General features: G+C 65.1%; 25 protein-coding genes and 1 tRNA gene. 15 read left to right on the top strand and 11 right to left on the bottom strand.

What is annotated here, in order from left to right; translation table 11 throughout:
- Positions 1–29 precede the first annotated feature (29 nt).
- The 12 genes from C7401_RS37650 to C7401_RS37705 all read left to right on the top strand — a co-directional run bounded on the left by C7401_RS37650 (position 30) and on the right by C7401_RS37705 (position 9,390).
- Positions 30–1,499, top strand: a complete 1,470-nt coding sequence (locus tag C7401_RS37650) for a hypothetical protein (RefSeq protein WP_112177124.1) — start codon at positions 30–32, stop codon at positions 1,497–1,499.
- Positions 1,499–3,250, top strand: coding sequence for a hypothetical protein (locus tag C7401_RS45405; protein WP_220092895.1), 1,752 nt, complete (start codon positions 1,499–1,501; stop codon positions 3,248–3,250). The genes C7401_RS37650 and C7401_RS45405 overlap by 1 nt, the downstream gene beginning before the upstream one ends.
- Before the next feature lie 62 nt (positions 3,251–3,312).
- Positions 3,313–3,573, top strand: a complete 261-nt coding sequence (locus C7401_RS37660; protein ID WP_112177125.1) for a hypothetical protein — start codon at positions 3,313–3,315, stop codon at positions 3,571–3,573.
- Complete coding sequence (locus C7401_RS37665) at positions 3,566–4,396, top strand: hypothetical protein (RefSeq protein WP_112177126.1); 831 nt, start codon at positions 3,566–3,568, stop codon at positions 4,394–4,396. The genes C7401_RS37660 and C7401_RS37665 overlap by 8 nt, the downstream gene beginning before the upstream one ends.
- Positions 4,396–6,471: a hypothetical protein gene (locus C7401_RS45210; protein ID WP_181565794.1), complete on the top strand. Its 2,076-nt coding sequence runs from the start codon at positions 4,396–4,398 to the stop codon at positions 6,469–6,471. Before C7401_RS37665 ends, C7401_RS45210 begins: the two co-directional genes overlap by 1 nt.
- Positions 6,471–6,938 carry a hypothetical protein gene (locus tag C7401_RS37675; protein WP_112177127.1) on the top strand — a complete coding sequence of 156 codons (468 nt, stop codon included), beginning with the start codon at positions 6,471–6,473 and terminating at the stop codon, positions 6,936–6,938. The genes C7401_RS45210 and C7401_RS37675 overlap by 1 nt, the downstream gene beginning before the upstream one ends.
- Before the next feature lie 77 nt (positions 6,939–7,015).
- The gene (locus C7401_RS37680; RefSeq protein ID WP_112177128.1) at positions 7,016–7,198 is read left to right on the top strand and encodes a hypothetical protein; all 183 of its coding nucleotides are present in this window, start codon (positions 7,016–7,018) and stop codon (positions 7,196–7,198) included.
- A complete protein-coding gene (locus tag C7401_RS37685) occupies positions 7,195–7,650 on the top strand; it encodes a lysozyme family protein (protein WP_112177129.1) in 456 nt (151 codons plus the stop codon). The genes C7401_RS37680 and C7401_RS37685 overlap by 4 nt, the downstream gene beginning before the upstream one ends.
- A gap of 79 nt (positions 7,651–7,729) precedes the next feature.
- Entirely contained in the window at positions 7,730–7,960 is a 231-nt protein-coding gene (locus C7401_RS37690) for a hypothetical protein (RefSeq protein WP_112177130.1), read from the top strand.
- Positions 7,957–8,157, top strand: coding sequence for a hypothetical protein (locus C7401_RS37695; protein ID WP_112177131.1), 201 nt, complete (start codon positions 7,957–7,959; stop codon positions 8,155–8,157). The genes C7401_RS37690 and C7401_RS37695 overlap by 4 nt, the downstream gene beginning before the upstream one ends.
- A 46-nt stretch (positions 8,158–8,203) precedes the next feature.
- On the top strand, positions 8,204–8,683 hold the full coding sequence (locus tag C7401_RS37700; protein WP_146758063.1) for a hypothetical protein: 480 nt from the start codon (positions 8,204–8,206) through the stop codon (positions 8,681–8,683).
- Entirely contained in the window at positions 8,680–9,390 is a 711-nt protein-coding gene (locus C7401_RS37705; RefSeq protein ID WP_112177133.1) for an alpha/beta hydrolase family protein, read from the top strand. The genes C7401_RS37700 and C7401_RS37705 overlap by 4 nt, the downstream gene beginning before the upstream one ends.
- A 582-nt stretch (positions 9,391–9,972) precedes the next feature.
- On the opposite strand, the gene C7401_RS37710 is transcribed toward C7401_RS37705, so the two are convergent.
- The 5 genes from C7401_RS37710 to C7401_RS37725 form a co-directional block, all read right to left on the bottom strand.
- On the bottom strand, positions 9,973–10,992 hold the full coding sequence (locus C7401_RS37710) for an SDH family Clp fold serine proteinase (protein ID WP_112177134.1): 1,020 nt from the start codon (positions 10,990–10,992) through the stop codon (positions 9,973–9,975).
- Between the two features lie 8 nt (positions 10,993–11,000).
- Complete coding sequence (locus tag C7401_RS45215; protein WP_112177135.1) at positions 11,001–11,189, bottom strand: hypothetical protein; 189 nt, start codon at positions 11,187–11,189, stop codon at positions 11,001–11,003.
- 322 nt (positions 11,190–11,511) lie between these two features.
- The gene (locus tag C7401_RS44655; RefSeq protein ID WP_146758064.1) at positions 11,512–11,745 is read right to left on the bottom strand and encodes a hypothetical protein; all 234 of its coding nucleotides are present in this window, start codon (positions 11,743–11,745) and stop codon (positions 11,512–11,514) included.
- A gap of 66 nt (positions 11,746–11,811) precedes the next feature.
- On the bottom strand, positions 11,812–12,063 hold the full coding sequence (locus tag C7401_RS37720; protein ID WP_112177136.1) for a hypothetical protein: 252 nt from the start codon (positions 12,061–12,063) through the stop codon (positions 11,812–11,814).
- A 226-nt stretch (positions 12,064–12,289) separates the two neighbouring features.
- Positions 12,290–12,380, bottom strand: a tRNA-Ser gene (locus tag C7401_RS37725).
- Positions 12,381–12,482: 102 nt separating this feature from the next.
- On the opposite strand from C7401_RS37725, the gene C7401_RS37730 reads away from it, so the two are divergent.
- The gene (locus C7401_RS37730) at positions 12,483–12,887 is read left to right on the top strand and encodes a porin family protein (protein ID WP_112177137.1); all 405 of its coding nucleotides are present in this window, start codon (positions 12,483–12,485) and stop codon (positions 12,885–12,887) included.
- A 130-nt stretch (positions 12,888–13,017) separates the two neighbouring features.
- Complete coding sequence (locus C7401_RS37735; protein WP_112177180.1) at positions 13,018–13,689, top strand: nitroreductase; 672 nt, start codon at positions 13,018–13,020, stop codon at positions 13,687–13,689.
- A 78-nt stretch (positions 13,690–13,767) separates the two neighbouring features.
- Here the strand turns inward: C7401_RS37735 and C7401_RS37740 are convergent, their stop codons facing one another.
- Positions 13,768–14,184: an HIT family protein gene (locus tag C7401_RS37740; RefSeq protein WP_112177138.1), complete on the bottom strand. Its 417-nt coding sequence runs from the start codon at positions 14,182–14,184 to the stop codon at positions 13,768–13,770.
- A 237-nt stretch (positions 14,185–14,421) separates the two neighbouring features.
- On the opposite strand from C7401_RS37740, the gene cfa reads away from it, so the two are divergent.
- Entirely contained in the window at positions 14,422–15,591 is a 1,170-nt protein-coding gene (gene cfa / locus C7401_RS37745) for a cyclopropane fatty acyl phospholipid synthase (protein WP_112177139.1), read from the top strand.
- Positions 15,592–15,696: 105 nt separating this feature from the next.
- Here cfa and crcB read toward each other — a convergent pair whose 3' ends face one another.
- From crcB to C7401_RS37770, 5 genes are all read right to left on the bottom strand, one after another.
- Positions 15,697–16,077, bottom strand: a complete 381-nt coding sequence (gene crcB, locus C7401_RS37750; RefSeq protein WP_112177140.1) for a fluoride efflux transporter CrcB — start codon at positions 16,075–16,077, stop codon at positions 15,697–15,699.
- 122 nt (positions 16,078–16,199) lie between these two features.
- A complete protein-coding gene (locus C7401_RS37755; RefSeq protein WP_112177181.1) occupies positions 16,200–16,964 on the bottom strand; it encodes an SDR family oxidoreductase in 765 nt (254 codons plus the stop codon).
- A 174-nt stretch (positions 16,965–17,138) separates the two neighbouring features.
- Positions 17,139–18,617, bottom strand: a complete 1,479-nt coding sequence (gene styD / locus C7401_RS37760) for a phenylacetaldehyde dehydrogenase StyD (RefSeq protein ID WP_112177141.1) — start codon at positions 18,615–18,617, stop codon at positions 17,139–17,141.
- A 58-nt stretch (positions 18,618–18,675) separates the two neighbouring features.
- Entirely contained in the window at positions 18,676–19,692 is a 1,017-nt protein-coding gene (locus C7401_RS37765; RefSeq protein WP_112177142.1) for a hypothetical protein, read from the bottom strand.
- A gap of 7 nt (positions 19,693–19,699) precedes the next feature.
- Positions 19,700–21,682: a primary-amine oxidase gene (locus tag C7401_RS37770; RefSeq protein WP_112177143.1), complete on the bottom strand. Its 1,983-nt coding sequence runs from the start codon at positions 21,680–21,682 to the stop codon at positions 19,700–19,702.
- Between the last annotated feature and the right edge of the window lie 9 nt (positions 21,683–21,691).

Consider the following 21,691-nt stretch of genomic DNA (forward strand, 5'->3'; position numbering starts at 1 on the left):
TTCGGGTGCCCCTTTTCATTTCAAGGCCTATGACCGATCAGGACTTCATTGCGTGGCTGCAAGACCCTGCGGCCGCGCGCTGCATGCTGGTCGAGGCGCAGGTGCAGACGGGTGGCGTCGAGACGACGCGCTACCTGTCGAACCGCGGCTACACGACCGGCCCGGCGGACGCGCCCGCGAACACGGCGTACCTGCCGGTCATCAAGAGCGGCGTCAAGTTTTCGGAATCGATCGACCTGACCGGCTCCGCGTCGATCTCGTTCGGTGACTTCGAGATCGCGAACGACGACGGCTCGCGCGATGCGTGGCTCGACGACGTGTGGGTCAACCGGCGCATCCGCGTTTTCTTCGGCGATGTGCGCTGGCCGCGCGCGCAGTTCCGGCCGATCCTCGACGGCGTGATTCAGGACATCAACACGACGAAGCGCGAGAGCCTCGTGCTCCAGCTCGCCGACAAGCTCCAGCGCCTCAACACGTCGGTGACCGACACCACGCTCAACGACGGCACGCAGAACGCCGATCGCCTGCTTCCCGTGCTGTTCGGCGAGGCCTTTAACGTGGAGCCACTCTCGACGAACACCGCGACGCTGGAATACCAGATCCATCAGGGGGCGATTGAGCGCGTGATCGAGGTGCGCGACAACGGCGCGCCGGTGTCCATCACGCCGGACCTCGCCGCGGGCAAGTTCACGCTCAACCAGTCGCCCGTGGGGCAGATCACGGTGAGCGCCCAGGGCGACAACACCGGCGGCTACGCGAATACGTCGGCTCCGATCATCCAACGCCTCGCAACCCGCTATGGCACGGCTGCGCAGCGCTACACGGCGGCCGACATTGACACTGCGAACTTCGCGGCGTTCGACGCGGCGCACCCGCAGGCGGTTGGCATCGACCTGTCTGACAAGACGAACGTGCTGGACTGCTGCCAGGGCCTTGCGGCGTCCGTGGGCGCATCGCTGATCGTGACGACTGCGGGCCTGCTGCGGCTCGTCGAACTCGATCTACCGGCAAGCGGCACGCCGTGGTCGGTGACTGCGTCGGACATGGAGTCGCGCAGTCTCGCGATCTCGCAGCGCTCGACCGTGCAGGCGGCCGTGAAACTCGGCTTCTGCCACAACTACACCGTCCAGAACCAGCTGCAAACGGGCATCCCGCAGTCCAGCAAGGACCTGTTCGCGCAGGAGTGGGTCACGGTCACGGCGAGCGACGCCGCGGTGGCAGCGAATTACAGCCTCACCACGGAGCCGGATGAAGTCGACACGAACCTGCTGGTGCAATCCGACGCGCAGGCCGAGGCGCAGCGCCGGCTGAACCTCTGGAAGGTGCCGCGCCACGTCTACCAGTTCACGGCATACGCCTGGCTGATGCTCGTCGAGCTGGGCGACGCGATGACGATCACGCACGAGCGCTTCGGGCTCGCGGCCGGGAAAACGGGCCTCGTCGTGTCGATCGACCGCGACTGGCTCTCCGGCCGCATCACGATTGGAGTGCTCATCTGATGGCAGCCATCGTCAACTATTGCGACATCCTGCTGGAGGCGACGAATCCGCGTCTGCTACCGGTGAGCCTGCCGCCGAATGTGACGGTGCCGGCGGACAGCGTGACCGGCCTGGGCGACCTCGCGACGCAGGATACCGTCGATGTCTCGGACTTCGCGAAGACGATCCAGCCGGTCGGGATCGTGGCAACGCTTCCGTCATTGACCGGCTACACCGGCCCGAAGGTCGTGCTCCTGACGACGGACGGCAAGATCTATCGCATCAACGGCTCGTCGTGGGTTGCCGTCGTGAACACCGGCGATCTCGTCGGCACGATCGCCAGCACGCAGATCGGTACGGGCGCGGTGACGACGCCCGCGCTCGCGGCGAATTCGGTGACGGCGGCGGCCGTCGCGGCGAATGCGATTGTCGCCGGGTCCATCGCGGCGAACGCGGTCACGTTCGGCACGGTCGCGGCTGGTGCGATCTCGGCGTCACAGGTGGTCGCGGGTTCGCTCACTGCTGACCGGCTCGACACACGCAACCTCACCGTCAAGGATTCGAGCGGCAACATCATCCTCGGCGCGGGCACGAAGCTGACGACGGCGAATATGTCGGGGCTCGGCTCGCTGGCCACGCAGAGCAGCGTGACGACGTCACAGGTGACGGGTCTCGGCGCGCTCGCGACGCTGAGCGCCGTGAATCTGGCCACGCAGGTGACCGGTCAGTTATCGAACGGCAGCGTGAGCGGCCTCGGCGCGCTCGCGCTGCTCAACACCGTGAACCTGAATTCGCAGGTGACCGGCGCGCTCAACGGCCAGACACAGGTGACGAATCTCGGGACGTTGGCCTATGCCAGCTCGCTCGCAGCGAACCAGATCGGCGCTGGCACGCTCGCGGCGGGCGTCATCTACTCGGGCACGATCAACGCGAGCCAGGTCAATGCGGGTACGCTGAACGGCGTGACGATGAATGTCGGTACTGGTCACTCGTCGAACGGCTACGCACTGGAGATCAACAGCGCCGGGGTCATTCAGGTCGACAACATGCTTGTCGGCATCGCCAACTTCAGCAACCAGTACTACACGTCCAACACGCCAGTGGTGACGACGAGCTACGGCGACCTCACGGCGCTCACCGCGACAGCACGGCAGTCGAGCTACAACTGCCACGCGATTCGAGGCCAGAACATCGCGGTGACGGCATCGGGCCTCGTGGGCACGGCGAGCGGGTACGCCTTCTATGCGGAGTCGGGCACGCATGGCCCGTTCACTGGCTCGCACGATGCGCTGTATCCGAATGGCGTCGAGATGACGCAAGGCGACATCGTGATCGACGTCGAGTGCCGCGGGCGCGGCGGCCTGTCGAACACCATCTTTGAGGTGGCGACCTCGTCGAAGCCGACGCAGAAGGGCGCCATCGGCGTGATTGCCTCGGTCGGTGGTGCGCTGTCGCGCGCGCAGCCCGCCGCGCTCATCGACCACACCGAAGAGGATGGAACAAACGTCATGAGCGCCGAATACGAGGCGATCAAGGATTCGTATTCCGTGCTCACGATGAACGCGCTAGGCGAGGGGCAACTGAATGTCTGCGGCGAGGGCGGCGACATCGAGGCAGGCGACCTGATCGTCACGTCGTCGACGCCCGGCAAGGGCATGCGCCAGTCCGACGACGTCTTGCGCGGCTACACGGTCGCGCGGGCGCGAGAAGCCATCTCATTTGCGAGCGCCGCCGAGGTCAGGCAGGTCGCGTGCGTTTATCTCTGCGGCTAGAGCGGCCGCGTCACCCGTTTTCGAGCCCGCCGCGCGCGGGCATTTTCATTTCAGGAGCCCACATGGCAACCGAAGTTCGCAAGTCCACCGCACTCAGCCTGTCGATCAACTTCCCGAACGACGTCATGCCGCAGCCGTTTCGCCGCCCGGTGCTCACCACGTACGAGCAGGTGCTGGTCGATGGCCAGCAGGCAGAGCAGCCCCAGCACATGCAGCGCCCGATTCTGCAAGCTGACGTGACCGACGAGATGCTCGCCGCGCTGAATGTGCAGCTCGCGCTCGTGGGTCTCAGCGTTGCGCGCCTGGAGACGGCGAATGCCTAACCTGCGCGTCGTCTACGACAACGCAGCGGACCGCGCGACGCTCGGCGCGAGCAGCACGGCGGGCGCGCTGCCCGTCACCAACCTGCGCACGCAGTTGAAGTCGCAGGTGTGGCGCGCGACGGGCACGAGCGCCACGATCACGGCGACGTGGCCGACGCCGGAGCTGGTCGCGTGCGTGGTGCTGCCGTTCTGCAACCTCACGAGCACCGCGACGATGCGCGTGCGCGGCTACGCGCTGGCCGGTGACACGGTTCCCGCGTTCGATACCGGCGCGCGGCCTGCATGTCCGTACGCGCCCCTCGGGCTGTTCGGATGGGGCACGCAGTCGCTCGGCTGCAACGCATTCGCGTTCGGCGGCGGGACGTACGCCGTCGCGTGGTTCGCGCATGCGGCGGTCGAGCAGCTCGTGATCGATCTCGCGGACCCGGACAACGCAGCGGGCTACATCGAGGCCTCGCGCCTCGTGGCCGGCGCGTACTGGTCGCCGACGAACAACGTGGACTGGAGCCCGAAGCTCGCGGTCGAGGATTCGACGACGAACACGCGCAACGACGCGGGCGACCTCATCACGGATCGTGGCACGAAGTATCGAACGCTCGCGGTGAGCCTCTCGTGGATGCCGCCGGTGGATCGCGATCAGTTCATGTCGATCCTGCGCGGCAGCGGCTTCGCGCGCCCGGTCTTCGTGAGCCTCTTTCCCGAGTCCGCCGACCCGTTGCAGGAACAGCAGTACCAGATCTGGGGAAAGCTCTCCGATCTGGGCTCGCTGGTGCATGACTTCGTGGCGAATTACACCGGCTCGATTTCGATTCAGGAGGCCTGATGGGTGACATGTTTTATCCGGGGCAGAAGGACTACATCGCCAGGCTCAATGATCTGGCGAAAAACGGCGGCGGCGCAGGTGCCGCGCTGTCCATCGGCACCGTCGAAGAGGGCGATACCGCGGCGGCCTCGATCACTGGCGATGTGCCGAACCAGAAGCTCAACCTCACGTTGCCGAAGGGCGACAAAGGAGACGCTGGCGCCAAGGGCGATACAGGCGACGCGGGCCCGAAGGGTGACATCGGCGAAACTGGGGCGAAGGGTGACAAGGGCGACGCGGGCGCGCAGGGCCCAGCCGGCGTTACGCCGCGCGGCGCGTGGTCGGGCGACGCCGCCTATGCGGTGAACGATCTCGCAACCTACGCTGGCTCGGCGTGGCGGCGCATCGTCGCTGGCACGACGCCCACGACGCCAGACGCCGACACGGTCAACTGGGAGATCTTCGTCCACGCGGGCGCGGACAGCAGCGGCGGTGGCGGCGGCTCGGGCACCGTGAGCGTGACGGCGCCCTTGACGTCGACGGGCGGCTCGAATCCCACGCTGGGTATCAACGCGGCCACCGAGAGCGCTGCTGGCTCGATGTCGGCGGCGGACAAGACGAAGCTCGACGGCGTTGCGGCCGGCGCGGCGGCCGTGGGCAATGTGGTCGGCGCGGCGCTGGGCGGCGCGTCGGCTGGCACAGCGGCGACTGCCGCGCGCTCGGACCATGCGCACCCGCTGCCGGCGGCGGCCGACGTGGGCGCGGTGGCGGCGAGCGCAGTCGGCGCGGCGAACGGCGTCGCGCCGCTCGATTCGACCGGCAAGGTAGCGGCGGCCTATCTGCCGAGCTACGTGGACGATGTACTCGAGTATGCGAATCTCGCGGCATTTCCGGCGGCGGGCGAAACCGGCAAGATCTACGTCGCGGACGACAGCGGCAAAATCTATCGCTGGAGCGGTTCGGCGTACATCGAGATCAGCGCGTCACCCGGAAGCACGGACGCCGTTCCCGAGGGCGCGACGAACCAGTACTTCACGCCATCGCGCGTGCTCGCGACGGTGCTAACGGGCCTGTCGACGGCGACGAATGCCGTCATCAGCACGGCGGATACGGTGCTCGGCGCGCTCGGCAAGCTCCAGAAGCAGATCAGCGAATTCATCGCGCAGAAGGGTGCTGCGAGCGGTCTGGCTACGCTCGACGCGAATGGCCTCGTGCCGACCAGTCAGTTGCCCACGTCATCGGGTGGCCTGGCAGATTTCACTGATTCGCTATCGACGGCAGCGCCTAACGCCACCACCCCTGTTGTTGCTCTGACGGCGAGCAACGCTGCAACGAACGTGGATGCGGCCTATGTTCCAAAGGGGCTTGGCTCCTTTGCTCTGGCGATTGCGGACGGAGCGACGACGGGCGGGAACAAGCGTGGGAGCAGGGCAATTGACTTGCAGATCTACCGGAACGACCCCACACAAGTCGCATCCGGTGTCATTTCATGCGCCATCGGCGGCGGCAACGTCGTCAGCGCGGCATATGGCATGGCGATCGGTGCATTCAATACGGTCTCGGGCAGCGAGGCGGCGGCTATCGGCGTTAGCTGTGTGGCCTCCGGCTACGCATCGCTTGCGACAGGGCAATATGGGACCACGAATTCAATTGCCGGGCAGGTTGCATTTGGCCATCAGGGTGGTGGAGTCGGCGCTTCGCAATTCACCCTTACCGGACTTCGCATCTCCACGGCGAGCGCGTTGGCGGCCGTCGCTACGGCAGATGGGGCCAGCGCGTCTGCGACGAACCAGCTTGTACTGCGGAACAATTCTGCCGTGTACGTCACCCTGACCGCTGTCGCTCGCAACTCCGTGAGCGGTACTGTCGCGAAGGTGTGGAAAGGGGATGCGCTGGTTATGCGCGGCGCGAGCGCGAGCACAATCTCCATTGTCGGATCGTCGATCAGCAGCCCTTACGCTTCGTCGGCCGCTTCAGCCTGGGCGCTCGCACTGTCTGCCGACACGACGAATGGCGCATTGCAGGTCACTGTGACGGGCGCGGCCTCGACAAACATTAACTGGCAAGTCGAACTCCTGTCGAACGAGGTGATGTGATGGCGATTCCGCAACCGCCCTATATCTATGCGACGCAGGCCGAAGCGGAGGCCGCGTCGAACGCGCTATACCTGGCGCAGAACCCGGCTGGCACCACAGAGCTGCTTTACGGATGGGTCGTCAACGCCGCTGGCCAGTATCAGCTTGCGGCCCCCGATGCGGCTGTCGTGACAGCGCCCGCTGCGTCGGATACCGCGCCGACCGTTTCCGATTACACGATCGCAGTGCAGGCTTTGCTCGACAGCAAGGCAAGCGAGCGCAATTACGACGGCATCCTGTCGGCGTGCACGTATGCGACCAGTGCAAACGCGAAGTTCGCCGCCGAAGGGCAAGCGTGCATCGCGTGGCGAGACGCCTGCTGGTCGTATTGCTATCAGGCACTCGCTGATGTTCAGGCGGGCAAGCGTGCCCCGCCGACGATTCCCGATCTGCTTGCGGAGTTGCCCGCGCTCGTGTGGCCGGACTAGATCTAGTCCCGAAAAACCTCACCAATACGTTTCGCAATATGGCTGCCTTCGGGCGGCCTTTTTTTACCGGGGACCTGATGAATCGAAGCGACCTTGCTGCGAGCGTTGTGAAGGCAGCGCCGGCCGTGGGCGGCAACTTCTGGCTCTGGCTTCAGAGCCACGACATCAACTGGTGGGTGGCGCTCCTGACGGCGGGATACATCCTGCTTCAGGCGTTTTACCTCATCAAGAACGGCGGCCGTAAGGGGGCGGGCGAATGAATCTGACATTGCTATACGCCGAGCTGCGCCGCGACGAGGCCGTGCGGCGCTGGCCGTACAAGGACACGTCCACGCCGCCGAAGAACACGACGGGCGTCGGGCACAACCTCGACGCCTCGCCGCTGCCCGCCGGTTGGACCTATCCGCTCTCCGACGCGCAGATCACGCAGTTGCTGACCTCCGATGTTGCCGACACGTTTCACCAACTCGACGCCTATCTGCCGTGGTGGCGCACGCTGAGCGAAGTGCGCCAGCGCGTGATCGCGAACATGTGCTTCAACCTCGGCATCACCCGGCTGCTCGGCTTCAAGAAGGCGCTCGCCGCGATGCAGGCGCACGACTGGAGCGCCAGCGCCGCAGAGATGAAGGACTCGGCGTGGTACGGGCAGGTGAAGAGCCGGGCCGTGCGCCTGTGCAGCGCGATGCTCACCGACGTCATGCCGACTGCCTAGCCGATCAAACGACCATCAAGGAGCCGCCTCGTGCGGCTTTTTCTTTTTCCGGCCGCGCGCCGGTTCGAAAGGAGGATCTATGGACAAAACGTCGAGCATCGTGACGGGCGGTGCGACGCTCACCGCGGCGTCGCTCGTGCCTGCCGTGCAGTGGGTATCGGGCGGCTGTCATCTGCCGATGCCGCTCGAAGTGCAACTGCTCATCTCGGGCGCCATCGTCACCATCATTCACGCCGCGCGCAACTGGTGGGTGGCGCGCGCCGCGCGCGCTGCTGCTAAGGCGTCCGCCGCACCGGCCGCGCAGTCGTGATCCGCGCCGCGCTCGCTGCGCTCACCCTGGCCGGCTGCACTCACGTGCAGGTCCTGCCGCTCATCAATCCCGACACGCACGACATTTCCTGCTGCGTGGCCTATGCGGAAATCCCGCCGTCGACGCGCATGAGCGTCACGGTCAAGAAAGGCAGCACCGGAACATCCGTCAAGTTCGGCGCCCGCTGGCGCTTCTGATTTTTCTCCCGCCGCACTCGCGGCACATCTCAAGAGGGTAATCACCATGAAACGTATGCTGCTCATCGCGGCAGGTCTTGTCGCGTCCATCGCTTTCGCAGGCTGCACGTCGCAGGCCCAGCAGACCATCGAATCGCTCGCGAGCAACGCGCAAGGCAAGGTGCTGAAGGCCTGCGGGCTCGTTCAGCCCGCGCTGCTCGATCTCAGCGCGCTCGTGCCGGCCGATCCGAACCTGAAGAAGCTGGCCGACGACAACGGCAAGTTGTGCGCGGCCGTTGCGCAGCTCGACGCCACCAACGCCAAGAGCCTGGTCGATACCGTCATCCCGCAGGCGATCGGCCTCGTCTCGCTGCTGCCGCTCGACGCGGCCACCGCGACAGCGATCAAGCTCGCGCTCGGCGCCGCGTCTATTGCGCTCTCGAACTGGCTCGACGTGTACGGCGCGCCGGTCCAGACGGCAGCGCCGGCCGCCGCGTCCGGTGCGTCGGAGGCCTCCGCGCCGCTTGCCGCGTCGAGCGCGTCGTGAATCGCGCGGCGATCCTCGCCGCGGCGCGCCGGGCGAATGCCGCCTACGTCATGAACCCGGCGCAGTCGAAAGCGGCATTCGAGGCGCTCGGGTGCATGTGGCTCGGGCAGTTCAGGGACGGCGACAGCCAGGCGGTGCTGTCGCGCGACGCGGGCGGCGTCTATCTCTCGATCAGCGGGACGCGCTTCAGCGCGCTCCAGATCGGCGATCTGCTCGACGACATCGACTTGTGGCCGGTGGACGTGGGCGGCGGCGCGCAGGTGACGCGCGGCGCGTACGAGGCATGCGACGAGATCTGGGCGTGGGCGAAGGCGCTCGTGCCGCGCGGCACCGTGTTCAACGTCGAGGGGCATTCGCTCGGCGGCTGGCGCACGACGTACACGCCGCTGTTCCTGCCGGCGGCGCAGATCGGCGCGCTGCACGCGTTCGAACCGCCGAAGGGCGCGAACCTCGCGTATTACCGGCGCTTCAGTGCTGAGCTCGCGAAGCTGGTGATCGTTGCGAACGGGAGGGATGCGTGGTTCGGGTATCCGCGCCTCGACCCGCGCTGGATCCACCGGCCCGGCGAGATGCTGCATTTACGTGAGCAAGGCGGCTGCGTGATCGACACCGCGGAGTGGCCGGGCGGCCTTGACCTGAACGACCACAGCATGGATCTCGTGGAAAACAGGTTGGCGGCGTGGGCCGCGCCGTTGGTGACGCCATGAAAAGAGGCCGCCGCTCACTGGAGGAGCGCGGCGGCCTGAACTATGTCTTCCAGCATGGATGCGCTGGAGGTTGCAGGGTAGATGCAACCGGTTTGTAAGGTATCAGGGATGCCGCGCGGTGTCCATGTTCTGAAACCTGTGGAAGCGTCACAGCCAAAAAAGTGCCCGCCGCACACGGGGAGCGGCGGGCGCATATAACCAAGGGCGGTTGCGAGCGCCCCTGGAGGGCCGGGTTGCGCTTGAGCAAACGCAAACCCGTTCGTAAGGTAGCAAAGCGCCCAATTGGTGTCTACCGACATGAAGCGCAAAAGGTCAGTGGCTACCTCGGGTCCGCTGACAAGAAGGTCGGTTATCCGCGCCTAGATCCGCGCTGGATTCACCGGCCTGGGGAGATGCTGCATTTGTCCGAGCAGGGCGCGCGCGCGTCATCGGCACGGCGGCGTGGCCACGTGGCCTCGATCTGGATGACCACAGCATGGATCTGGTCGTTGAGCGGCTTGTGGTGTGGAACTTCGCTACGTCGGCTGGTGGCGTATGAGACTGGGCCCGCCGCGAGGCGAGCGGGGCCGATCTCTTTTGGGGTTAGGATCCCGGCACCGTTGGTGGTGCAAACGGCGGTGCGATTGGCGGAGCCACCGGCATCTGGAGCAACTGAATCAAGCCTTGAGGAATGGCCGGCTGCTGAACCGGGACGCCGCCCATTAGCAGAAAGCACTTACCGAGGTGATTCTCGATGAGCTTCCCGACTACCGTGTTCTGGAACGTCAAGGTCGTCGCGTGATACAGCGACAGCACCTCGTCCTGCAACGTCTCATCCTTTTCCAGAGGCAGTATTTTAATGCCCTTCGCTTGGAGAGTTTCTCGCGCCAGATACCGAGAATGCGTTTTGTGCTCTGTATGGTTTGCAAGCCATTCCGCAGTAGCACGCGCCTGCGCTGGGTTGTCCTTCAGCATGTAGGAGGTTAGCCATTCCTCGACGAGCTTTTTGGACAGGGCGTTCGCATTGTCGCAGCGGATCAGCAGATCGGGTCCGAATTGACCAAGCATGGGAATCCATGAAGCGAGCTTAGATTGATCCCCGGAGATTTCCTTTTGAGCCTTGTTGAATTGCTCGACAATCGCCTGAGCCGGTACGGCCCTCGGACCGAGCGGCGTTTGCATCACGAATTGCGGGTCGATGGGGCCCAGAAACGAATGCTTGCCCATTACGACTTCATCGCAAGCCATGCAGATCATCGTCGCCGCTGACATCGCCGCATAAGGCACAATTGCTCGGATGTGTTGGAACTTTGACCGGAGGTAGCGAACGAATGCCTCGGCCGCGTCGATGGAGCCACCGGGACTGTGAATGACCAAGTCGAGTTCCGTAGAGTCGATGCCCTTCATCACCTCCATCAGGCCTTGGATGTCAGCAATATCGACCGACAGGACGGTAGGGTCCATGTTCGGAAGCGGGGAGACCCAACGCGTTGCATAGACGATGACCGGTCGCTTGGTGTGCTGATGAAGTCGCACCAAATACTTCTTCCGGACTGCATCAAGCTGCATTACGGGCTGTTGCGAAGTATTGATTTCTGTAAGGATCTCGCCCCAACTCGGCATCGTGGACCTCAGTAGCTATGCGTAGAGGGAACTGCTGGAATCGTGGCCGCAACGACCGAGTTCACCATCTGATTGGTGGAGACACTGTTAGCGCAGGCGCTGTACAGCTTCATTGCGTCCGCCACGCCCGGCTGCGCGAGAGCCTGTCTCATGAGCACATCGTACTGGTCGACGATGGTAAGCGGTTTTGAGTCCATTGTTCTCTCCAAAATTAGTGGCAGTAGATGCGATGTTGCGCGATTCTAGCAGCAAAATTTTGTTTCAAATTATTGATTATGCTAGACAATTGACCGCAATTCGCGGTCCCGCCGCATTCCGCGACTGTCAATCTTCCCTATGCTTGCATCCGGTGTCGGTGACATAGATCACATTATTTGGTGATTGCGCGGGCCTTTGCGTCGTTGGCTAACACTGCGGGCGCATCTCAGACGTTGGATGTGAAGGCGTCGATTATTTAAAATTACGCTGCTGACGTCCCGCCGTCCATGTTTCCAATCCTTTTGCCACCCTAGGCGGCATCTAGTCGTTGAGTTCCTTGCGGTTTGGCCGGTCGAGGCGCTCGTGTTCTCGGACGCCCTGGGGGAATTCCTTCAGCGAAGACGCGGTTGGCGCGGAGCCGACTGTGCAAGAAGGGCGGAAATTCTCAGTTTCAGCCACGCTATTCGCGCTCGCCGGCTCCTCGCTCACCGGGGCGCCTGAGCTTACGTAAATTTCCAGTCGCTTCAATTTATCTTGCATATCTTCGAGCGTCATATCTTCCCGCTCTGGAGGTTATGCAGATTGACGGACTCGGGGCACGCTTGAACGCGTGCGCCTGCCTCAGCTTTGACGAGTTGTACGCAGATAGTTTGGATGGTCCCACGGTTTTGTGCTGCCGGTGCTCGAATAGTCGGTGTCGGCCCTGGCCACGTTGCGGTCGCGCCTCGTATCTTCGAGGCGCTCGGTTCCGGCCGCGCCATACGCCCACCATCGCTCGGCCTCGAAGTCGGTCATCCAGAAGTTGGTTTCCTTCCTGCCGCCCCAGTGGCCTTGCTCCACAAAGGCCCAGCGGTATTCCCAGATCGGTTCCATGGCTCGCTCCTAAACACTGTATAAACGTACAGTAGTCTAGCGCGTTCGCAAGCACCTAATCGCCGCATTTTATGCGGCGAAAGCGCTGCGCAATCACCGCATAAATCGGCCGCAGAAACAAAAAAAGCCCCGATTAACGGAGCCAATTTCGATTTTGCAAAGGTACAACTGCGATTCTAAGGTACAGCGCCAAGAGCGAAAATCGCTCAAAGCCTTACGTATCGGGTGGCGGAGAGACGGGGATTCGAACCCCGGATAGGCTATTAACCTATACACGCTTTCCAGGCGTGCGACTTAAACCGCTCATCCATCTCTCCGGCGGGAGGCGAATTATAGCAGAGTCTTGGCGCAGGAGGAAAGCCATCACGCCAAACCTGGCGCGCCTTGCGCTTTCCAAAGTCTCCCGCACCCCGTAAGCCATGCAGAAATCGTTCGTTCCCCGCATACCGGGCTTGCAGTTCGCCTTGTACGGCTGCGGCGGTGCCGTGGACGCGACCGGCAGCGCCCAGACCCACAGTTTTGGCGCCGCGTACTCCAACGGCCCGCTCTCGCTCGCGGCCGGATATTGCTACGCCCGCTGCGGCCGCTATTCGGTGGGCGCATTGCGCTTCCGGCACGCGTACTCGAACACGCAGTACGCGAACGATGCGTTCTCAACGTTCCATCAGACCGCGAAGTTCAGCAGCGGCTCGGCGTTCCTGAACGATCAGTCCAATCCCGGCGGCGCTGACTCGTGCTCCAAACGCACCAATGTGTACGCGGTCGCGGGCTATCGGAAGGCGAGCGTGGGGCCGCTCAGCCGTCGATCGGTGGCTTCGGCGTGAATCCGGGCACCGACAATCAGGCGCTCGTGCTCGTGGGCATCCGCCACAAGTTCCAAGGCGCGCTGCTGGCGTCGGCAGGCCGGCGAGGGATCGTCGATAATGCTTCGTCGATCCCTCGAGGAGAATGCATTTGAAGGTCAGCGAAGCCGTCACCAGCCGCAAGTCCGTGCGTCAGTTCTTGCCCGATCCCGTGGACCCCGCCGTGATCCGCCGCGTGCTCGATACCGCTGCGCGCTCGCCCTCGGGCGGCAATCTTCAGCCGTGGCACGTCCACGTCGTGGGCGGCGAGTCGCTCGTCAAGCTCAAGGCGATCATGGCCGCGCGCATCGCGCAGGCGCCCGCGGGCGAGGCGATGGAGTACGACGTTTATCCGCGCGAGCTGGGCTCGCCGTATCGCGAGCGGCGCTACCAGGTGGGCGAGGATCTCTATCGCAGCATCGATGTCGCGCGTGAGGACCGGCTCGGCCGCCTGCGTCAGTTCGCGCGCAACTATGCGTTTTTCGACGCGCCGCTCGCGCTCTTTTGCAGCGTGGACCGGCAGATGGGGGCGCCGCAATGGGCCGACCTCGGCATGTTTTTGCAAACGGTGATGCTGCTCCTGCGCGAAGCGGGCCTGCATAGCTGCGCGCAGGAATGCTGGGCGCGCTATGCGCAGACGGTGGGCGAGTTTCTCGCCTTGCCGGGGGAGCGCATGCTCTTTTGCGGCATGGCGATCGGTCATGAAGACCCGGCCGCGCCGATCAACCAGTGGCGTGCGGCGCGCGTGCCGCTCGACGCGTTCGTGCAGTTCGACGGCATCTGAGCCGGGCGGCAAGCCGGGCTTGCGAAGGGCGGCGCTTCGCGCTGCGCCCGCCCTACAAATTCATTACATCGCGCGTGACTACAGCGCGGCGCGAATGCGCGCGGCCAGTGCTTCGAGCTGCGAAATATCGGCCATTTCACGCGCATGCGGGCGCAGTTCTTCTCCGGCGCGGCGCGGGATCACGTGAAAATGCACGTGCGGCACGGTCTGCCCGGCGGCGGCGCCGTTGAACTGCGCGATCAAGAGACCTTCCGGTGCGAGCACCTTGCGCACCGCGGCCGCCATCTTCTGCACCGTCGCCATGGCGGCGGCGCCCGCTTCGGGCGAGAGATCGTAGATGAGCTCGGCGCCTTCCTTCGGCAGCACGAGCAGATGGCCTTCGGACTGCGGCATGACGTCCATGATAGCGAGCGTCGCGTCGTCTTCGTACACCTTGATGCAGGGGGCTTCGCCGCGCAGGATGCGCGCGAAGATGTTTTTGTCGTCGTAGGCCATGGTGAGTGTCTCCGGCTTGGGCGCTGCGGACGCGCGAACGCCGTACGTTTCTAAAGAGCTTTTGATTATGGCCTGCCTCGCCAGGCCTGTGCGGGTCCCTGCACGTTTTTTGAAGCAGGTGCATCATAGAGTTTCTCGCAGCGCGCGCGACGACGAATCGAAAGTCTTGATAGCAATCTCTTGCATGGCACCGGAGAAAGGCATTAAGGAGCCAACTCCGGCCAACACGGAGCACGTATGGCAACGACTGATCTCGAAGCAGCACACTCCGCCCGCGAAGCCACCGGTTCCGGGGCCTGGCGGTACGCAGCCCAGCTACTGGGCCGCGCGGACGTGAAGTTCAACGGCACCCGCCCCTGGGACATGCGCATTCATGACCCGCAGGTGCCCGAGCGTGTGCTGGCGTTAGGCAACCTGGGTCTCGGCGAGGCCTACATCGACGGCCAGTGGGACTGCGAGCAGCTCGACGAGTTCTTCGCCCATGTGTTGCGCGCGCATCTAGATGACCAGATCGATCCCGCCCGTCTCGTCTTTCACGCGCTCAGGGCGCGCCTCACGAATCGCCAGACCGTGCGCCGTGCATGGAAGGTGGGCCAGCAGCACTACGACATCGGCAACGAGTTCTACGAAGCGATGCTCGACAAGCGCATGGCCTATACGTGCGGCTACTGGTCGGGCGGCGCGAAGACGCTCGACGAAGCGCAGGAGGCCAAGCTCGATCTCATCTGCCGCAAGCTCGGGCTCAAGCCGGGCATGCGCCTGCTCGATATCGGCTGCGGCTGGGGCAGCCTCATGAAGTTCGCGGCCGAGCATTACGGCGTGTCGTGCGTGGGTGTGACGATCTCGAAGGAGCAGGCCGCGTTCGGCGCCGCGCGCTGCAAGGATCTGCCCGTCGAATTCCGCCTCCAGGACTATCGGCTGCTCGACGAGAAGTTCGACCGCATCGCGAGCGTGGGCATGTTCGAGCACGTGGGCCCGAAGAACTATCGCACCTACATGGAAGTCGCGCAGCGCTGCCTCGACGACGACGGCCTCTTCCTGCTGCATACCATCGGCAAGAACCGCCGCGACACCACGCCCGATCCGTGGATCGACAAATACATCTTCCCGAACGGCGAACTGCCCACCATCGGTCAGATCGCGGACGCCTCGGGCGGTCTCTTCGTCGCCGAAGACCTGCACAACTTCGGTGCCGACTATGACCGCACGCTGATGGCGTGGCACGCGAATTTCGAGGCCGCGTGGCCGCGTTTCAAGGCGCAGATGGGCGAGCGTTTCTATCGCATGTGGCGTTACTACCTGCTTTCGTGTGCAGGCGCATTCCGGGCGCGCGACATCCAGCTCTGGCAGTGGGTGTTTTCGAAGAACGGTACGCTGGGCGGGTATCAGCGTCCTGTGCCGGCCTGATCGGTGCGGCGGGCCATCACGCCCGACTGGCTGACTGACGATGCGGCCGCGTTTCGCGCAAAGCGAACGCGGCCGTTTTGTTTGGCTAGCTAGCTGCTTGGCCGTTTAGCGCAGCAGCGCCGAAACGGTCGCGATGCCGAGGATCGTCATGATGACCGAGGCGCACACGTGAATGGCGATCTCGCCCGCGGCCCAGCCAAAGCGGCCGTGCTGAAGATGCGAAACGACTTCGGCGGAGAAGGTCGAGAACGTCGAGAGGCCGCCCATCAGCCCGGTGATGACGAACAGGCGCCATTCGGCGGAAAGCTGTGGCATGCGCCCGAAGAACGCAACGGCGACGCCAATCACGTAACCCGCGATGATGTTCGACGCGAGCGTGCCGAGCGGCAGCTCCGGATAGACGGCATTCAGGCGCAGGCCGAGAACCCAGCGCAACAGCGAACCGAGCGCGCCGCCAACGCCGACGGCGAGAATGGACAGATACATGGTCTGGAGTGGTTGAGGGCGCAATGAAGGCCGGCGCGCCCCGCTGTACCCATTTGCGCAGGCAGGCGCCCGTTTGCGACCCCGGAGTGTAGCACCCGCCAGGACCGGCCGCGCGAGCGGCGTCAGACGATCCCGCCGTTCGCGCGCAGCACCTGGCCGTTCACCCAGCCGCCGTCCGGTCCCGCGAGAAACGACACGAGCCCCGCGATGTCCTCGGGTTCACCGAGGCGCTGCAACGGCGGCATGCTCGCGAAGTGCTTCACCTGTTCGTCGGTTTTGCCCTTGAGGAAAAGCTCGGTCGCCACCGGCCCCGGCGCGACCGCGTTCACGCAAATGGAGCGCCCGCGCAGCTCGCGCGCGAACACGCGCGTGATCGCTTCCACGGCGGCCTTGCTCGCCGTGTAGAGGCCGTAGCCTGGCAGGTTCATGGCGAGCGCCGAGGTCGAGAAGTTGATCACGCGGCCGCCGTCCGCGAGCTTCGTCGCCGCTTCGCGCAGCGTGTTGAGCGTGCCGCGCACGTTGATGTCGAAGGTCTCGTCGTAGAGCGCATCGGTCGATTCGGCGATCGTGATGGTCTTCATGATGCCGGCATTGTTTACGAGCACCGTGGGCTGGCCGAGTCGTTCGCGGGTGGTGTCGAAGAGCCGGCGCACCTCGTCGGCCTTCGCAATGTTGGCTTTTACGGCAATGGCGCGTCCGCCGGCCGCCTCGATCTTCGCGACGAGCGCCTCGGCCTCGGCGCTGCTCGACGCATAGTTGACGACGACGGCGTAGCCGTCGCGCGCGAGGCGCGCGGCGAGGGCGGCGCCGATGCCTCGCGAGGCGCCCGTGACGATGGCGACGCCGCGCGAAGGGGTGGATTGGGCGGATTGGGTGGATGCATTCATGACCGTGCTCCTTGCGTGTGAGGTGAGAACGGGGTCGATCATGAACGAAGCGGCGGCAGGAATCATTGCCTGCCGCCGGGTTTCATTATTCCATTTCGATTAACAATGATGCGGCAGGCGGCTGAACGTTCGAAAACATCTCCGACCGCCGCATCGATGCGGCGGGCAACGGAATCAGTACGCGATGCAGACGGATTTCGTCTCGGTGTACGCGTCGATGATCGCGCGGCCGTGCTCGCGGCCGATGCCCGATGCCTTGAAGCCGCCGAAGGGCAGCGCCGGGTCGACCATATTGTGCGTATTGACCCACACGGTGCCCGCCTGCACGCCGTCCACCACGCGCAGCGCGCGGTCGAGCTGGTTGGTCCACACGCTCGCGCCAAGTCCGTACTCCGAATCGTTGGCCGCCGCGATGGCTTCCTCCACGTCGTCGTAAGGCATGGCCACGAGCACCGGCCCGAACACTTCCTCGCGCACGATGGTCAGCGGCTTGTTGTCGGCGTTCGATATCACGGTGGGCTCGACGAAGTAGCCGGGGCGATTGCCGTCGCCGCCACCGGCAACGATATCGCCGCCTTGCGCGCGGCCCTGCGCGATCATGCCCGCGACCTTGGCGCGATGGCGCGCGGAAACGAGCGGGCCCATCTGCGTGGCGGCGTCGAAGCCCGAGCCGAGCACGGTCGAGCGCGCGAGCGCGGCAATGCCCTCGACGATCTCCGCGTAACGCGCGCGCGGCACATACAGGCGCGAGCCCGCCGTGCACACCTGGCCATGGTTGAAGAAGATCGCGCCCGCCGCGCCTTCGATCGCCCGGCGCGGGTCGCAGTCGTCCAGTACGATCACGGGGCTCTTGCCGCCCAGTTCGAGCGACACGCGCTTGAGATCGCTCGCGCATTGTTTGCCGATGATGCGGCCCACTTCGGTCGAACCCGTGAAGGTGACCTTGTCCACCTGGGGATGGCGCACGAGCGCCGCGCCCGCGGTTTCGCCCTGGCCCGTGACGACGTTGAACACGCCCGGCGGAAAGCCCGCTTCGTGCGCGAGCTCGGCGAGGCGAATGGCCGTGAGCGGCGTTTCCTCGGCGGGCTTGAGCACGACGGTGCAGCCGCACGCGAGCGCGGGTGCGATCTTCCAGACGGCCATCAGCAGCGGGAAATTCCACGGCACGATGGCGGCGACCACGCCCGCGGGCACGCGGCGCGTCGAGGCGTTGTAACGCACGCCGGGCGGGAAGGCCAGCGAGAGATCCACCGTGCTGCCTTCGATCTTGGTCGCCCAGCCCGCCATATAACGCAGCCATTGCACGCTGCCGCCCACTTCGAGCATCTTCGAAAAGCCGAGCAGCTTGCCCTGGTTGAGCGTTTCGAGCGCGGCGAGCTCGTCGCCGTGCTGCTCGACCAGGTCGGCGAGCTTGAGCAGCAGGCGCTCGCGCGCGGCGGGCGGCAGGCGGCGCCACGAGTCGGCTTCGAAGGCGCGGCGCGCGGCGTGAACGGCCGCGTCGATATCGGCGTCGCTCGCGTCGGGCACCTGGGCGATCTCGGCGCCCGTGGCGGGGTTGAATGCGGCGAACGTGCGGCCGTCGCCGCTTTCGCTAAAACGTCCGTCGACGAACATTTGCGTGCGGATCGTGTGCGTGAAGTCCTGGCGGTCCATACCGTCTCCTGGTTTCGGTGAGAGTTTCCGTAGTAATGCGAACGGTTTTGTGTTTGCTTCAGCGAAGGTCGAGTGCGCCGCCCGCAGCGAGCGCGGGCGCAGCGGAGTAGAGCGTGCGTGCCGTCGTCGCGCGCGGCATGGCGAGTGCGAACGCGCACGCAAGATTGAGTGCGCCGCCAAGCAGGAACAGCGCATAAAAGCCCGCGCCGAAGCCCCATGACGTCGTGGCGAGCGCTGCGCCGGCGACCATGCCCGAGTGATGTGCCAGACCGGGGCAGCCCGCTCCCGAGGCGCGCGCGGCGCGGCCTGCGCGCATGAGCGTGGGCAGCGTGAGAAAGTCGATCAGCGCGAATGCGGGCGCGGCGAGCGCGATCCATGGCGCGAGCGCGTTCAGCGTGAGCGCCGCGAGCAGCACGCCGCGCAGCACGAAGAGGGCGAGCAGCGCGCGCCCGTGGCCGACGCGCTCCGCGAGCCAACCGGCGAACGTCACGACGGCAAGCGAGACCGCGACTTGCGTTACCGAGGCCGCGCTTGCGCCGCAGAGCGCGAAGAACTGGAAACGCGCGAGCATGCCGCTGGACAGCCCGGCGAGCAGCGCGGGCGCGAGCAGCACCGCGCCACTGCGCCACGCAGGCGCCGCGAGGCGTGCGCCAGTGCGTGCCACGGTGTGCGTATGCGCCGGTCGCGGCGTCGCCACGCGCCGTGAGCGCCGCGAACGCCACCAGAGCGCCGCGAGCAGGGCGACGCCGCAGAGCACGAGCGGTGCCGCACCCGCCGCCGTGCCCGTGCGCGCCCAGGCCGCCGCGGCGCTCATCGCCGCCATCGTGAGAACGAGTGCGCTTGCCACCGGCACCGTGGCGTGCTGGCCAAAGGACCGCACCAGCGCCGCGGGAACGAGCGCCATCGCCAGCAAGGCGAGCGTGCTTGCCGCGTAGGCCGCAAGCGCGCCGCCCGCCTGCATGGCCGCGAGCATGACGCCCGCGGCGAGTGCACAGGCGCTGCCCGTGACCGCGCTCCACAACGCGAGCGCGCGCAGCGCATTCATGACGGCAGGGTGGCGCTCGCGCAACGTCATCGTGTGCTCACGACTTGCTGTGGCAGCACGATTGCGCTTCGGGCGCGGGTGCGCCGTCCTGCACGCTGTGCGGATCGCGCCCGCCCGGCAGGTCCATCGCCGGGTTGCCGTAGAAGAAGTTATTGGGCTTGAGCATGAAGCCCGCATACTCCACCGGCATCACCGGGAAATCCTCGGGCTTGCACACGTGCGTGTGGCCGAAGCTGTGCCACAGCACGATGTCCTCGTTCTCCACCTTGCGGTTCGCCTCGATATAGCGCGGCAGGCCGTCGCCGCCCGCGTGCTGGTTCGGGCAGTCGCCGCTCGCGTAGCGCTGCGTCGTGTCGTACGGCGTGACCCACACGTGGCGCGTGGCGAAACCGCCGCGCTGGCGCACCTTCGAGTTCGGATCGGCGAGCATGAGCGGCGAGTCGTTGATGATGAGCTTGTAGCCCGGATTCGCGCCCACGCGATTCTTCACATTCGGGTTCACGACCTTCCAGAAGCGCCCCGTCTGGCCGTTGGCGTTGCGCGCCGCTTCCTGCTCGGTCTTGAGCACGCGCTTCGTCGTGTCGAACACATTGCCGTACGGGTTCTCCGGGCCCATGGGGCGCGGCACGAACTCGTGCTCGGTCACGGAGTTCTTCTCGCCGTCCACCATCATGTGCAGACGCGCGTTGAAGAAGTGCTGATGCGTCGGGCCGCCCAGGTTCTCGGTCACCATGCCGCCCCACGGGTAGGTGTCGCCGTCGGCCACCGCCGACGTCTGGATGATGCCCGTGAGCTTGCACTCGAGCTGGATCGTGCCGTCCTGATAGAAGTACCAGTAGAAGCCGTAGTCGTAATTGCCCACGGTCGCGAAGAACGAGATCACGAGGCGGCGCGAGCGGCGCATTTCGAATACGCCGGTGCGGAATTCGTAGTGCTTCCAGAGCGTGCCGTAGTCCTCTTCGTGCAAGCACACGGCGTTCTTCATGACGAAGCCGTTGCCGAAGTCGTCGGCGCTCGGAATGTCGAAATAGCGGATCGTGCCCAGGCAGTCGCAACCCAGTTCCAACTGGTTCGCAAGCTTGCCGAGGCCGTACTCGCCCGCATCGAACGCGCTTTTCCAGTAGTGGTTCGTGGTCGGGTCCGAGTAGGGCACGCACATCTCGGTCACGCTCGCCCGGTAGACGATGGGGCGCGGCGCGCTCTTGCCGTCGTCCCAGGTGATCTGGTGCAGCACGAGCCCTTCGCGGGGCGTAAAGCCCACGCGGAATTTCCAGTTTTGCCAACTAACCTGCCAGCCGTCGATCGTGAAGCTCGGGCCTTCGGGCTGGCTGATCGACAGCGGCTTGACCGTGCTGCGCGGCTCGCCGAGGCTCGGCGTGTCGTAGTTGTGCTTCGCGCGCGGAATGGGAATGATGCGGCCGTCGTCGACGAGTTCGATCACTTTTTGCGCGAGCAGGTCCACCACGGCCACCACGCCTTCGATCGGGTGCGCATAACCGTTGTCGGTCACGGACTCGCGGTAGTAGCTCACGCAGCGCACGAGGCGGCGGCCGTTTTCGTTCGGCCGGTCGAAGGCGCCTGCCGAGAACGGATCGACCTGCACGCGTGCGAGATCGTCTTCGCTCAGCCCGCGCTTCTTGATGGCTTCGCGCCACGCGGCGTCTTCCTTCACGATGCGCTCCGCATTCATGAAGTCCTCGATCATCACGGGCGGCTGGCCATACGGCGCGCTTTGCAGCGCGAGCGCCTTGCGCGATTCCACCTTTTTCTCGCGCAGGTCCACGACGAATTCGATCGTCTGGTTGCGCGTGCGGTCGATCGCAATGACGAAGGCGCGCCGCGAATAATAATCGCCCGGCTTGTAGGCGACGACTTCGGCCTTGGGCGGCTCCATCAATTCGGTGACGGGGAAGCGCCCGTATTCATCGAGCTGCTCGGCGGCTTTCACGATGTCACAGGCGAGCTGCATTTCGGCGATGCTGAGCAGGTCGAGCGGATGCGCATTCGGATTCGTGTTCATAAGCATTTC

This window comes from Paraburkholderia unamae (assembly GCF_003268775.1).
Taxonomy (GTDB): Bacteria; Pseudomonadota; Gammaproteobacteria; order Burkholderiales; family Burkholderiaceae; genus Paraburkholderia; species Paraburkholderia unamae.